We start from the raw sequence: 13,534 nt of genomic DNA, 5'->3' as shown, positions 1-13,534 counted from the left end.
CGCGCGGTCCGGCAACGGGCCGCGCGTCTTGCGTTTAGGCCGGTCGATGAGGCCCGGATCAGTCGGCAGGGCCCGGGATCAGGTCGGACGGCAGGCTGTCCTGTGCTGTCTGGATGAAGGCGCGGGTACCATCCACGTGCCAGGCCTGTGCGATACCGGAGGCAAGCGTTTCCAGCCGGAAGGCATTGACCGCCCCGCCCCGGAACGCGTCGTAGCGGGTCCAGTAGGTGTCGCCGTCGACCCCGTAGACCCCGCCCTCCGCCCGGCCATCGGCAAAGCGCAGGCGGCAGGTGCCGTCCGGGTCATAGGCCACCTGTGCGACCCGGTCGCCGGTGGCGGGGTCGAAGGCGTATAGGTCTTGGCCCGTCAGGAAGGCGCGCAGATCGTCGGCGTTCATCATAGGGCATGGATAGCGCGATTGCGCCGCGTGGGACAGGGGAACCGGCCCTGACCGCTGCGCTAGGCAGCCAGGGTTCCCACACGGCCCGGACCGCACCGCTAGGCGCCCCCGCGATCATCCCCCGGATGATCGCAAGGCATCGCGTGCGCCGCAGGCGCGCCGCTTGGCAACGGTTCAAAAAGAAAAGGCCCCGGAGCGGGTCCGGGGCCTTTCAAATCCGTCATGCGGATCGGATCAGAGGTTCGCCTGGGACGAATCCAGACCGATATGGCCACCCACGGCAACCATGTCGGCCAGCAGCTTGGCCGCGCTGTCGGCGGCGTCGCCGGAAGCCGCCTGGTGGGCTTCCTTTGCTTCCTTGACCCAATCGTTGAAGATGTCTTGCGTCATCTCCTTCTGGTGCAGCGCACGTTCCACCAGGACGGTGACGCCTTCGGCCGAGATCTCGGCGAAGCCGCCGGTGACGACGTAATCGTCGTCCCCGTCCGGACCGGACACATGCAGCAGCCCGGGGCGCAGAGTGGTGATCAGCGGGGCATGGCCTGCCATCGCCGTCAGGTCACCATCGGCGCCCGGGATCTGCACCTCTTTCGCAGACCCGGAGGCGAGGCTCCGTTCCGGCGAAACAAGGCTGAAGGTGAGGGTATCTGCCATGATGTCAGACCCTTACGCTGCTTCCGCGGCCAGCTTCTCAGCCTTGGCTTTCACTTCCTCGATGCCGCCAACCATGTAGAAGGCCGCTTCGGGCAGGTGGTCGTATTCGCCGGCCACAACGGCCTTGAACGACTTGACCGTGTCTTCCAGCGGAACCTGCACACCGTCAGAGCCGGTGAACACTTTCGCCACGTCGAACGGCTGCGAGAGGAAACGCTGGATTTTCCGGGCGCGGGCCACGGTCAGCTTGTCCTCTTCCGACAGTTCGTCCATCCCGAGGATCGCGATGATGTCCTGCAGCGACTTGTAGCGCTGGAGGATACCCTGCACGTCACGGGCAACCTGGTAGTGCTCCTCGCCGATCACCTGCGGGTCCATCAGACGCGAGGTGGAGTCGAGCGGGTCCACGGCCGGGTAGATGCCAAGCTCGGAGATCGCACGGTTGAGAACCGTGGTTGCATCGAGGTGGGCGAAGGTCGTGGCCGGTGCCGGGTCGGTAAGGTCGTCCGCGGGAACGTAGACGGCCTGGATCGAGGTGATCGAGCCGTTTTTCGTGGACGTAATCCGTTCCTGCATCGCACCCATGTCGGTGGCCAGCGTCGGCTGGTAACCCACAGCGGAGGGGATACGACCCAGCAGTGCGGACATTTCCGAACCGGCCTGGGTGAAGCGGAAGATGTTGTCGACGAAGAACAGAACGTCGGTCCCGGTTGCGTCGCGGAACTGCTCTGCCAGCGTCAGGCCGGTCAGGGCGATCCGTGCACGGGCTCCCGGCGGCTCGTTCATCTGGCCGAAGCACAGGGCGATCTTGGAGTCCGGCAGGTTGTCCGGGGTCAGAACGCCGGATTCGATCATCTCGTGGTAGAGGTCGTTCCCTTCACGGGTCCGCTCGCCCACGCCGGCGAACACGGACAGACCCGAGTGCACCTTCGCGATGTTGTTGATCAGTTCCTGGATGAGAACCGTCTTGCCCACGCCGGCGCCGCCGAACAGGCCGATCTTGCCGCCTTTTGCGTAGGGGGCCAGCAGGTCGATCACCTTGATGCCGGTCACGAGGACCTCGGCTTCGGTCGCCTGGTCGGCAAAATCCGGTGCCGGGGCGTGGATCGGGCGGTATTCGTCTGCCTCGACCGGGCCCTTTTCGTCGACCGGCTCGCCGATCACGTTCAGGATGCGGCCCAGGGTTGCGGTGCCGACCGGAACCGAGATCGGTCCGTCGGTGTCGGTCACTTCCTGGCCGCGGACCAGACCTTCGGTCGCGTCCATTGCGATGGTGCGGACGGTGTTTTCACCGAGGTGCTGCGCCACTTCCAGAACCAGCTTGCTGCCGTTGTTGTCGGTGGTCAGTGCGTTGAGGATCTCCGGCAGGTGATCGTCGAACTGCACGTCCACAACGGCGCCGATGACCTGGGTCACTTTGCCTTTTGCGTTTGCCATGTTTCGTCTCCGGTTCCGTTAAAGCGCTTCCGCGCCCGAGATAATTTCGATCAGTTCGTTGGTGATGACGGCCTGACGCGAGCGGTTGTACTCGATCGTCAGCTTGTCGATCATTTCGCCCGCGTTCCGGGTCGCGTTGTCCATTGCGGACATCCGCGCGCCCTGTTCCGAGGCTGCGTTTTCCAGCAGGGCCGCAAAGATCTGCGTTGCGACACCACGGGGCAGCAGGTCGGCGAGGATGGTTTCCTCGTCCGGCTCGTAATCGTACTGCACGCCACCATCGGCCTCGGCCCCGTCTTCCGCGGCCTCGAAGGTGGCCGGGATGATCTGCTGGGCCGTCGGCACCTGGCTGACGACGTTCACGAACTCCGAGTAGAAGATCGTGCAGACGTCGAATTCCTCGTCCTCGAACTTGCCCAGCAGGTCCTTGGCGATGTCCTGCGCATTGCCGTAGCCAATGCGCTTGACCTCGGTCAGGTCCACGTGGCCGACGAAGAGATCGGCATATTCCCGTTTCAGCTGCTCGCGGCCCTTCTTGCCGACGGTCAGGATCTTGACCGTCTTGCCGGAGGCCTTGAGCTCCGCGATCTTCTGTTTGGCGAGCTTCACGATATTGGTGTTGAAGCCACCGCACAGACCCCGTTCCGCCGTCATGACGACCAGGAGCTGCACATCATCCTTGCCCGTGCCGCGCAGCAGCTTGGGCGCGCTGTCGGACCCGCCGACAGACGCTGCGAGCTGACCCAGAACGGCGTTGAACCGTTCCGCGTACGGGCGCGCATTTTCGGCCGCATCCTGGGCCCGCCGCAGTTTTGCGGCGGCCACCATCTGCATGGCCTTGGTGATCTTACGAGTCGATTTGATCGACTCGATTCTGATCTTTAGGTCCTTAAGAGAAGGCATATCGCGATCTCCTTAAGCGAAGTCTTTGGCGAATTCGTCGATAGCAGCCTTCAGCTTGTCCGCGGCGTCGCCCTTGATCTTGGGATCCTCGTTGGTGATCCAGTCAAGCACGTCCTTCTTGGAGTTGCGCATGAACTTCAGCAGGTCGGCTTCGAACCGGGCCACATCGCCAAGCGGCAGGTCATCGAGGTAGCCGTTGGTGCCGGCGAAGATGACGCAGACGATTTCCGCGTTGGTCAGCGGCGCGTATTGCGGCTGCTTCATCAGCTCGGTCAGGCGCGCACCACGGGCCAGCAGACGCTGGGTGGAGGCATCGAGGTCGGAGCCGAACTGGGCGAACGCGGCCATCTCGCGGTACTGGGCGAGCGACAGTTTCACCGGGCCCGCAACCGAGGACATCGCCTTGGTCTGAGCGGACGAACCCACACGAGACACCGACAGACCGGTGTTCACGGCCGGGCGGATACCCTGGTAGAACAGTTCCGTTTCCAGGAAGATCTGACCGTCGGTGATCGAGATCACGTTGGTCGGAATGAACGCGGACACGTCGCCGCCCTGGGTTTCGATGACCGGCAGAGCGGTCAGCGAGCCGGAGCCGAAATCTTCGTTCAGCTTGGCCGAACGTTCCAGCAGGCGCGAGTGGAGGTAGAAAACGTCACCCGGGTAGGCTTCACGCCCCGGCGGACGACGCAGCAGCAGGGACATCTGACGATAGGACACGGCCTGCTTGGACAGGTCATCGTACACGATCAGGGCGTGCTTGCCGTTGTCGCGGAAGTACTCGGCCATCGCGGTTGCGGTGTAGGGGGCCAGGTACTGCATCGGCGCGGGGTCGGATGCGGTTGCGGCGACGACGATCGAGTATTCGATGGCGCCGGTTTCTTCCAGTTTCTTCACCAACTGGGCCACGGTGGACCGCTTCTGGCCGACGGCCACGTAGACGCAGTAGAGCTTCTTGCTCTCGTCGTCGCCGGCGGCGTCGTTGTAGGATTTCTGGTTCAGGATCGCGTCGAGGGCCACGGCGGTCTTGCCGGTCTGACGGTCGCCGATGATCAGCTCGCGCTGGCCACGGCCGATCGGGATCATGGAGTCGACAGCCTTGAGGCCGGTCGCCATCGGCTCGTGCACCGATTTACGCGGGATGATGCCCGGCGCCTTGGAGTCCGCGATGCGGCGCTCGGAGGCCTCGATCGGGCCCTTGCCGTCCAGCGGGTTGCCCAGACCGTCGACAACGCGGCCCAGCATCGCTTCGCCGGCGGGAACGTCCACGATGGCGTTCGTGCGCTTGACGGTGTCGCCTTCCTTGATGTCACGGTCGGAGCCGAAGATCACGATACCGACGTTGTCGGCTTCGAGGTTCAGGGCCATCCCGCGGATACCACCGGGGAATTCGACCATTTCACCGGCCTGCACGCTGTCCAGGCCGTGCACACGGGCGATCCCGTCACCGACGCTGAGCACGCGGCCCACTTCTGCAACTTCGGCTTCCTGACCGAAGTTGGAAATCTGCTCCTTTAGGATGGCAGAAATTTCGGCAGCTTGGATTCCCATTATCCGACCTCTTTCATAGCATTCTGGAGGGATGCGAGCTTGGATTTGACCGACGTGTCGATCATCTTCGAGCCCACTTTCACGACGAGACCACCGATGAGGCTTTCATCGACGGCAGTATTCAGTTTCACGTCCTTGCCGACCTGGGTCGACAGAACCTTGGCAAGTTTGGTTTCCTGGGTCTTGGTCAGGGCCTTGGCGCTGGTCACCTGCGCGGTCACTTCGCCTTTGTGCTCTGCGATCTGCTCGCGCAGCTGGGCGACCAGCTGGGGCAGAACGAACAGGCGGCGCTTTTGCGCCATCAGGCCGAGGCTGTTCTTCAGGACCTGCGGCAGGCCCATCTTGTCGGCCACGGCCGCGATCGCCTTGCCCTGCGCTTCGCGCGAATAGACCGGGGAAGTCGTCAGATCCCGCAGGTCCGCGCTGTCGGCCAGGGCAGTGCCCAGGTCATCGACGCCGGATTCCAGCGAGGCGAGATCATTGTTTTCGCGGGCAATTTCGAAAATCGCTTTGGCATAGCGCGCGGCGATGCCGGATGAAATCGAAGCTGGTTCGGACACGTCCACCCTTCCGATGTCTTGGCCCCTTTACGCGCGAGTGTGGCGCAGGCAGGGGGCGTTATGCCTCGGCCAAGGCCAAAGCGGTAAAATCGGCGTGGGTGTAGCAGAGGCCTTCCCCCCTATCAACCCGCTATGGAGAGCCTTTGAAAACGCCTGTTTTTCGGGCTGTTCCGGGATCGGATGGTCCTCCGCAATCCGCGATATGCGTGCATCCGGGACCCCGGGACCCGAAAAAGGATTGCGATTCCGTTACCTTTCAAAGCGCCCGGCCTCTCGCGGCGTCATTCACCCCGTCGCGGACCGGGCCGGACGGTTACCGCAAACATCATTCAGGCCCGCCGGCACACCTGCGGCATTAAGTGTCACTTTCTTCAGCAGAGCCCCGGTCGGGCGGTCACTGATTCTGCCCGGCGCCGCGGGAAATGCCACATTTCCGCTGCCTTAGATCGGAGGTCCGGTATTGATTCATGTGCGGCGCAACTTGCCAATGGCACCCCGGGAGGAAAGGTCAGGACGTCGCAGGCCCTTGAACCCCTCGTGTTTCCGCCGTCGGGATGACAGGAAGATGCCGCAACAGGTCATTTTGCGGGCGGTTTGGGTGACACCATTGCGGCAAACGACAGGGGCAAGTGTCGCATCGGCGCCGATTGGACCAGCCGAAACGCCCAGCATTTCAACGCCATCGTTAATTCTTGCACCTTCAGATACGACGAAAACCCCGTCGCACGTGAGACAAGAAACAATGCGTTTCCGGGGCCTTATATACAAACTTGCAACTTGCTGAATGTACGGGAAAGGTTAATATCCTCCCCAGACCAAGGCCCGACCTTTTCTATTTCCGCGCCTCTGGTTCATTTCAACATCGTTCGGTCTGGGGGCTGACATGGGGTTTCTATTCCTTTTTCTGGTCGGCGCGATCATCGCGTCGACAGCTGGCACATCAGATGCCGATGATGAACCGACACCGCAGGAGCCGCAGCCGGAACCGACCGGCCCGCAGGCCACGGATGGCGTCGATGTCTACAACCTCGGCCCGAACCCGCTCTTTTTCGAAGCGCAGGGCGGTGACGACGTCATTTCCAAGTCCGAGCGCGGGATCGTCTACGGTGAAAGCGGCGACGACCTGCTGACCGCCTATGCCGGCACCCGGGTCGAGGGCGGGATCGGCGACGACCATGTGCGCGCCGAAGGTGCCGGGGCCAAGGCCTTCGGCAATTCCGGTGACGACAGTGTCTGGGCCGAAGCCAATTCGCTAGGCTCCGGCGGGGTGGGCGATGATGCGATGACGCTCTGGGGCCAGGCCGATGGCTATGGCGGGGCGGGTGACGACAGCCTCACCGTCTACGAAAACGCCCGCGGCTTTGGCGACGCGGGCAATGACAGCACGACGCTCTACCAGGATGGGCGCGGCTTCGGCGGCTCCGGCGACGATTTCTTCCGTGTCTACGGCGATGGCAAGGCCTTCGGCGAAGAGGGCGACGACACGATCAGCGTCAGCAGCCGCGGCACGGGCCTGGGCGGATCGGGCGACGATTCCCTGCGCGTCTGGGGCGACGGGTTTGCCCGCGGCCAGCAGGGCGATGACAGTTTCTACATTCGGCACGAGGGCGTCGGGCGCGGCGATTCCGGCCAGGACAGCTTTGTCGTCGGCGACAGCGGGACCGCCTATGGCGGCGTGGATTCCGACACCTTCCATAGCTTCAACAAATCGACCTCCTACGGTGGTGAAGGCGCGGACAGCTTTATCGGCTTCCAGGATGCCAAGATCTACGGCGGGTCGGGGGACGACACCTACCTGAACCGCGAGGACGGCGACAGCGACGGTGCGGCCTATGGCGGCCAGGGCGATGATACGCTGGACGGGGGCGACGTGGACTTCATCCGCAATTTCCCCGACCGGGGCGTTCCGCCGGTGAACCTGCCCGACCACGTGGACCTGGAGGCCCAGGGCTACGCGCTTTTTGACGCCACGACATCGGTCGATGTCTACGGCGGCTCCGGCGACGACGTGCTGAGCGTCGGGCTGGAGGGCACCGGCGAAGGCGGGATCGGCGACGACGTGATCTCGGGCCGCGGCGAGATGTCGGGCCAGGCCGGCAAGGACACGATCACCGCCTATGGCCATGGCGAGATGGATGGCGGATCGGGCGACGACGCCCTGACCTTCGACCGCAAGGTCCACGCGGACGCGTTGCAGGGGGCGATCGACCTTTATGAAACCGGGTCCGAGGACATGATCGACATGACCGCGACCGGCGGCGCCGGGGCGGATACCTTTACGATCTCGAACCAGTTGTTCACACCCCAGATCGACTACCAGGACGGCCCCGCCGCTGCCGGGTCGGACGCGGAGGCCGATATCCTCGCCACCGCCTTCCCCGGTTCGGACATGGTCGGCACGATCACCGATTTCGACCCGGACGAGGACATATTGGTCCTGGAACTGCCCGAGGCCGCAACCGGCTACAGCCTGAGCGACATGACCGCCACAAAGGTCGACGGCGAAGAGGCCGTGGACCTGGCGATCACCATGAAGCACGGCACGGATGCGACCCAGCCGGACCTCATCCGCACGATCCGCCTGACCGGGCTGACCAGCTTCGACACCGACACAGTACTGCAGCTGAGCGCGGACCCGCCGCCGGTTGCCGTGGTGTGACGCTTCGGCCCCGGGCTTGTCCCGAGGGTGCCCGTTTCGAATGCCATCCGCCCCGGGCTTTGTCCCGGGGCGGTTGCTTTTGGGGGCCCGGAAACGCTTTCAACTGAGCGCCACCACCAACCGAAGCGATGCGGACAGCGGCGTGCCGCCGGGCGGCACCTGGGGGCATTGGTGGTCGCCAGGACCATGATCGAAGGCGGACGCAGAGGCCCCCTTTTAGCCTCCCCCCGTCAAACCTTCCGCGCCGGCTCCGGCTTGGGCGAGGTCAGTCCCTCCAGCACCTTCAGCCCCGAGGGCCGCGCCACCCGCTCGCCCGGGCCGGACGGCATGTAGACCCGTTTCGACGCCTCCACGATCAGCACCCCACCGGTCAGCACCATCGAGAACCGGCCGCCCATCTTCTCCCAGAAGGCGCCGGTCTTGCGCCAGAACCGTCGATGCGAGGGCGGCTGGTAAAGCGTGGCGGCATGGCGTTCGGGCAGGAAGGAATGGCGCTTCAGCTGTGCCTCCAGCTGGCCCTGGCTGTAGGGACGGCCATAACCGAAGGGCGTCTTGTCGGACCGGGACCAGAGCCCCGAGCGATGCGGCACGATGAAGAGCGCCTTGCCCCCCGGCCCCAGCACGCGGAAACATTCCTCCAGCAGGTCCGAGGGGTTCTCGGAGGTCTCGAGCCCGTGCAGCAGGATCAGCTTGTCGACATGGCCGGTTTCCAGCGGCCATTGCGTTTCCTCGCAGAGCACCGATATATTGGGCATCCCCGCGGGCCAGGGCATCACGCCCTGGGGGCCGGGCATCAGCCCGATCACCCGCTTCGCATCCGGCAGGTAGGGCCGCAGCAGCGGCACCGCAAAGCCGAAACCGGCCACGGTCTGGCCCTGTGCCTCGGGCCACAGCCGCAGCACTTCGCGCCGGACATGGGTCTGCGCCGCACGGCCCAGGGTCGAGCGGTAATAGAAATTGCGCAGGTCCTGTACGTCCAGGTGCATTGCAAGTCGCCCCTGTCTGGGTTTCCATGGGGGCACCATAACAACGAGGAGGCCAATTGCCATGCCCCTGGACATCGTCACGATCCCCTGCCGGTCCGATAATTACGCCTACCTCGTGAAAGGCCCCGACGGGATCTGCATCATCGACGCGCCCGACGCCGCCCCGATCATCGCCGCCGCGCAGGAGCGGGGCTGGGAACCGGGCGTGCTGATGATCACCCATCACCACGGCGACCACACCGAGGGCACCGCCGCGCTGAAAGAGGCCTTTCCCGGCCTCAAGGTCATGGGCCCCAAAGCCGAAGAGGCCAAGCTGCCGCCGCTCGACATGGCACTGACCGAGGGCATGAACGGCGGTGAGGGCGAAGGCTATACCGTGCCGCTGGACGTTCCCGGCCATACGCTGGGGCATATGGCGTTCCACTTCCCAAAGGCCGGGGTGATCTTTACCGCCGACAGCCTGATGTCCTGGGGATGCGGCCGTGTCTTCGAGGGCACGATGGAGATGATGCACGAGACGCTCAGCAAGCTGGCGGCCCTGCCCCCCGAGACGATGATCTATTCGGGCCACGAATATACGCTGGCGAACATGAAATTCGCCCTGTCGATCGAACCGGACAATCCCGACCTCAAGGCGCGGGCCGAAAAGGTGCAGGCACAGCGCGATGCCGGAGAGCCGACCGTGCCGGTCTCGCTGGCCGAGGAACTGGCCACGAACCCCTTCCTGCGGGCCCATACCGATGCCGTCGCAAAGGCCGTGGGCCTTGAAGGCGCCCCCGCGGCAGAGGTCTTTGCCGAGGTTCGGCGCAGAAAAGACAACTTCTGAATCGCTGCAAAGACAGGCCCAAATGACGTCAAGCAGATAAATGTGATGAGAACGCCGAAGAAAACCCTTGAAGAACGGCCAATATCGACCAAACTTTAATACTATGAGGCCATGGTTGATGCCGGGGCCGATACCCCCGCGCTCCAACCCAGATCGAAAAGGAGCATGCGAGTGCCCTCATTCTCGAACACGCTTGAACAGGCTATTCACGCGGCCCTGGCTCTGGCCAATGCGCGCCGCCATGAATTCGCAACGCTGGAGCATTTGCTGCTGGCCCTGATCGATGAACCGGACGCGGCCCGCGTGATGCAGGCCTGTTCCGTGGATGTCGAGGACCTGCGCAAGACCCTGCTGGAATTCGTCGAAGAAGACCTGTCCAACCTGGTAACCGATGTCGACGGCTCCGAAGCCGTGCCGACAGCGGCGTTCCAGCGCGTCATCCAGCGCGCCGCCATCCACGTCCAGTCCTCGGGCCGGACCGAAGTGACGGGCGCCAACGTGCTGGTCGCGATCTTCGCCGAACGCGAAAGCAACGCCGCCTACTTCCTCCAGGAACAGGACATGACCCGCTACGACGCGGTCAACTTCATCGCCCACGGTGTCGCCAAGGACCCGGCCTACGGCGAAAGCCGTCCGGTCACCGGCGCCGAGGAAGAAGAAGCACAGTCCCAGGCCGCCTCTGCCGCGCCCGAAGGCGACGGCAAGGAAAGCGCCCTGGCCAAGTACTGCGTCGACCTGAACGCCAAGTCGCGTCACGGCGACGTGGACCCGCTGATCGGCCGCGAATCCGAGGTGGAGCGCTGCATCCAGGTGCTGTGCCGCCGCCGCAAGAACAACCCGCTGCTGGTGGGCGATCCGGGCGTCGGCAAGACCGCCATCGCGGAAGGCCTGGCGCGCAAGATCGTGTCGGGTGAAACCCCGTCGGTCCTGGCCAACACCACGATCTACTCGCTCGACATGGGGGCGCTGCTGGCCGGCACCCGCTATCGCGGCGATTTCGAGGAACGGCTGAAGGCCGTCGTGACCGAGCTTGAGGATCACGAGGACGCGGTTCTGTTCATCGACGAGATCCACACCGTGATCGGCGCCGGCGCGACCTCCGGCGGGGCGATGGATGCCTCCAACCTGCTGAAACCCGCCCTGCAGGGCGGCAAGCTGCGGTGCATGGGCTCCACCACCTACAAGGAGTTCCGTCAGCACTTCGAAAAGGACCGCGCGCTGTCGCGCCGGTTCCAGAAGATCGACGTGAACGAACCGTCGGTGGATGATGCGGTGAAGATCCTCCAGGGCCTCAAGCCCTATTTCGAGGAGCATCACGCGATCCGCTACACCCACGACGCGATCAAGACCGCGGTGGAGCTGTCGGCCCGTTACATCAACGACCGCAAGCTGCCCGACAAGGCCATCGACGTCATCGACGAGGCCGGTGCCGCCCAGCACCTGGTCGCGGAATCCAAGCGCCGCAAGACCATCGGCGCCAAGGATATCGAGGCCGTCGTCGCCAAGATCGCCCGCGTCCCCCCGAAGAACGTCTCCAAGGACGATGCGGAGGTGCTCAAGGATCTCGAAACCTCGCTCAAGCGCGTGGTCTTCGGCCAGGACGATGCCATCGTGGCGCTGTCTTCGGCGATCAAGCTGGCCCGCGCGGGCCTGCGCGAGCCGGAAAAGCCCATCGGCAACTACCTGTTCGCGGGTCCCACCGGCGTCGGCAAGACCGAGGTCGCCAAGCAGCTGGCCGATACGCTTGGCGTCGAACTGCTGCGTTTCGACATGTCGGAATACATGGAGAAACACGCGGTCTCGCGCCTGATCGGCGCGCCTCCGGGCTATGTCGGGTTCGACCAGGGTGGCCTGCTGACCGATGGCGTGGACCAGCATCCGCATTGCGTGCTGCTGCTCGACGAGATCGAAAAGGCGCACCCGGATGTCTACAACATCCTGCTGCAGGTGATGGATAACGGCCAGCTGACCGACCATAACGGCCGGACGGTGAACTTCCGCAACGTGATCCTGATCATGACCTCCAACGCCGGGGCGTCGGAACAGGCGAAGGCCGCGATCGGCTTTGGCCGCGACCGCCGCGAAGGCGAGGATACGGCCGCGATCGAACGCACCTTCACGCCGGAATTCCGCAACCGCCTGGACGCCGTCATCAGCTTCCAGCCGCTGCCGAAGGACACGATCCTTCAGGTGGTCGAGAAGTTCGTGCTTCAGCTTGAAGCGCAACTCATGGATCGCGGCGTGAGCATCGAACTGACCAAGCCCGCCGCCGAATGGCTGGCCAAAAAGGGCTACGACGACAAGATGGGCGCACGTCCCCTGGGTCGCGTGATCCAGGAAAACATCAAGAAACCGCTGGCGGAGGAGCTGCTCTTCGGCACGCTCGCCAAGGGCGGTGTCGTCAAGGTTGGCGTCAAGGACGGCAAGATCGACCTCCGCATGGAGGGTCCGGGCAGGCCGCGCCTGTCGGGCAACAAGCCCCCGCTGCTGACCGCGGAATGATGTTCAAGGCACCGATAAGGGCGGGGATTTTCCCCGCCCTTTTGCTTGCCCTCGCCCCTGCCGCGCAGGGGCAGGACGACGCCCCTGCCCTTCAGCAGCCCATCGATTGCACGCTGGGGGACACCTGTTTCATCCAGAACTACGTCGACACCGATCCTGGCCCCGAATACCGCGATTTCACCTGTGCCGCGCTCAGCTATGATGGCCACAAGGGCACCGATTTCGCCCTGCCCTCGCTGGCCGCGATGGAGGCCGGCGTCGATGTCTACGCCGCCGCGCCCGGCGTGGTCCGGGGCCTGCGCGACGGCATGATCGACCGGCTCTACACGCGCGAGGAAGACACCCGGATCGACGGGCGCGATTGCGGCAACGGCATGGTGCTGGATCACGGCAATGGCTGGCAGACCCAGTATTGCCACATGAAGCAGGGCTCCGTCACCGTGGCCAAGGGCGACCGGGTCGAGGCCGGGCAGGTGCTGGGCCAGGTCGGCATTTCGGGCCGCAGCCAGTTCCCGCATCTGCATATCTCCGTCCGCAAGGATGGCGAGGTCGTGGACCCGTTCCTGCCCGGGCAGGCGCCCGATACGTGTGGCGCGCCGGGCGGCGATACGATGTGGTTCGGCGACATCGCCTACCAGGCCGGGGGTATCCTCTCTGCCGGGTTCGCCACTGCCGTGCCCGCCTATGACGACATCAAGGCCGGCACCGCCCACAGTGCCCGCATCGCGGCCACAGCGCCCGCCATCGTGGTCTGGGGCTATGCTTTCGGCGGTCGCCAGGCCGACGTGATGGAGCTGACGATCGACGGTCCGCAGGGGCGCATCTTCGACACCCGCCAGCTGATCAAGGGCAATAAGGCGCAGTTCTTCCGTGCCGCGGGCCGCCGCCTGTCGGACCCGCTAACCCCCGGCGCCTATACCGGCACGGTCAAGCTGGAGCGGCGCGGAGAGGTGATCTCCACCAAGACGGTGCCGCTGATGGTGGAGTGATCCACGGCTGACACACGGGGGACTTGGTCACGCCCTGACACCCTCGCTGCCCGGCCTTGCCGCCGGG

General features: G+C 64.5%; 11 protein-coding genes. 4 read left to right on the top strand and 7 right to left on the bottom strand.

The genetic code is table 11. The features are described from left to right. Nucleotides 1-58: 58 nt before the first annotated feature. The 6 genes from ATO9_RS03760 to ATO9_RS03735 all read right to left on the bottom strand — a co-directional run bounded on the left by ATO9_RS03760 (nt 59) and on the right by ATO9_RS03735 (nt 5,511). A complete protein-coding gene (locus tag ATO9_RS03760) occupies nt 59-400 on the bottom strand; it encodes a hypothetical protein (RefSeq protein WP_043745146.1) in 342 nt (113 codons plus the stop codon). Between the two features lie 234 nt (nt 401-634). After that, nucleotides 635-1,054 (bottom strand): F0F1 ATP synthase subunit epsilon, encoded by a 420-nt coding sequence (locus ATO9_RS03755; protein WP_043745144.1) that lies wholly within the window; start codon nt 1,052-1,054, stop codon nt 635-637. 12 nt (nt 1,055-1,066) lie between these two features. Continuing rightward, nucleotides 1,067-2,491, bottom strand: coding sequence for a F0F1 ATP synthase subunit beta (gene atpD / locus ATO9_RS03750; protein WP_043745142.1), 1,425 nt, complete (start codon nt 2,489-2,491; stop codon nt 1,067-1,069). A gap of 18 nt (nt 2,492-2,509) precedes the next feature. Next, the gene (locus tag ATO9_RS03745; protein ID WP_043745139.1) at nt 2,510-3,394 is read right to left on the bottom strand and encodes a F0F1 ATP synthase subunit gamma; all 885 of its coding nucleotides are present in this window, start codon (nt 3,392-3,394) and stop codon (nt 2,510-2,512) included. A gap of 12 nt (nt 3,395-3,406) precedes the next feature. Next, nucleotides 3,407-4,945: a F0F1 ATP synthase subunit alpha gene (gene atpA / locus ATO9_RS03740; protein ID WP_043745136.1), complete on the bottom strand. Its 1,539-nt coding sequence runs from the start codon at nt 4,943-4,945 to the stop codon at nt 3,407-3,409. Further along, on the bottom strand, nt 4,945-5,511 hold the full coding sequence (locus tag ATO9_RS03735; RefSeq protein WP_043745133.1) for a F0F1 ATP synthase subunit delta: 567 nt from the start codon (nt 5,509-5,511) through the stop codon (nt 4,945-4,947). The genes atpA and ATO9_RS03735 overlap by 1 nt, the downstream gene beginning before the upstream one ends. A gap of 877 nt (nt 5,512-6,388) precedes the next feature. On the opposite strand from ATO9_RS03735, the gene ATO9_RS03730 reads away from it, so the two are divergent. After that, complete coding sequence (locus tag ATO9_RS03730) at nt 6,389-8,164, top strand: hypothetical protein (protein WP_043745130.1); 1,776 nt, start codon at nt 6,389-6,391, stop codon at nt 8,162-8,164. A 230-nt stretch (nt 8,165-8,394) separates the two neighbouring features. On the opposite strand, the gene ATO9_RS03725 is transcribed toward ATO9_RS03730, so the two are convergent. Continuing rightward, nucleotides 8,395-9,150, bottom strand: coding sequence for a class I SAM-dependent methyltransferase (locus tag ATO9_RS03725; protein ID WP_043745127.1), 756 nt, complete (start codon nt 9,148-9,150; stop codon nt 8,395-8,397). Nucleotides 9,151-9,211: 61 nt separating this feature from the next. Between ATO9_RS03725 and gloB the strand changes: the two genes are divergently transcribed. The 3 genes from gloB (at nt 9,212) to ATO9_RS03710 (ending at nt 13,467) form a co-directional block, all read left to right on the top strand. Beyond that, nucleotides 9,212-9,976, top strand: a complete 765-nt coding sequence (gene gloB, locus ATO9_RS03720; RefSeq protein ID WP_052418075.1) for a hydroxyacylglutathione hydrolase — start codon at nt 9,212-9,214, stop codon at nt 9,974-9,976. A gap of 171 nt (nt 9,977-10,147) precedes the next feature. Continuing rightward, nucleotides 10,148-12,478, top strand: a complete 2,331-nt coding sequence (gene clpA / locus ATO9_RS03715) for an ATP-dependent Clp protease ATP-binding subunit ClpA (RefSeq protein WP_043745125.1) — start codon at nt 10,148-10,150, stop codon at nt 12,476-12,478. After that, nucleotides 12,475-13,467 (top strand): M23 family metallopeptidase, encoded by a 993-nt coding sequence (locus ATO9_RS03710; RefSeq protein WP_238318658.1) that lies wholly within the window; start codon nt 12,475-12,477, stop codon nt 13,465-13,467. Before clpA ends, ATO9_RS03710 begins: the two co-directional genes overlap by 4 nt. Nucleotides 13,468-13,534: the final 67 nt, after the last annotated feature.

The organism is Pseudooceanicola atlanticus (assembly GCF_000768315.1).
Lineage (GTDB): Bacteria > Pseudomonadota > Alphaproteobacteria > Rhodobacterales > Rhodobacteraceae > Pseudooceanicola > Pseudooceanicola atlanticus.
This window is presented reverse-complemented; position numbering and strand designations above follow the sequence as displayed.

Coding starts and splice junctions, on each gene's coding strand:
- ATO9_RS03760 (WP_043745146.1), bottom strand. CDS start 400: ATGATGAACGCCGACGATCTGCGCGCCTTCCTGACGGGCCAAGACCTA.
- ATO9_RS03755 (WP_043745144.1), bottom strand. CDS start 1,054: ATGGCAGATACCCTCACCTTCAGCCTTGTTTCGCCGGAACGGAGCCTC.
- atpD (WP_043745142.1), bottom strand. CDS start 2,491: ATGGCAAACGCAAAAGGCAAAGTGACCCAGGTCATCGGCGCCGTTGTG.
- ATO9_RS03745 (WP_043745139.1), bottom strand. CDS start 3,394: ATGCCTTCTCTTAAGGACCTAAAGATCAGAATCGAGTCGATCAAATCG.
- atpA (WP_043745136.1), bottom strand. CDS start 4,945: ATGGGAATCCAAGCTGCCGAAATTTCTGCCATCCTAAAGGAGCAGATT.
- ATO9_RS03730 (WP_043745130.1), top strand. CDS start 6,389: ATGGGGTTTCTATTCCTTTTTCTGGTCGGCGCGATCATCGCGTCGACA.
- ATO9_RS03725 (WP_043745127.1), bottom strand. CDS start 9,150: ATGCACCTGGACGTACAGGACCTGCGCAATTTCTATTACCGCTCGACC.
- gloB (WP_052418075.1), top strand. CDS start 9,212: ATGCCCCTGGACATCGTCACGATCCCCTGCCGGTCCGATAATTACGCC.
- ATO9_RS03710 (WP_238318658.1), top strand. CDS start 12,475: ATGATGTTCAAGGCACCGATAAGGGCGGGGATTTTCCCCGCCCTTTTG.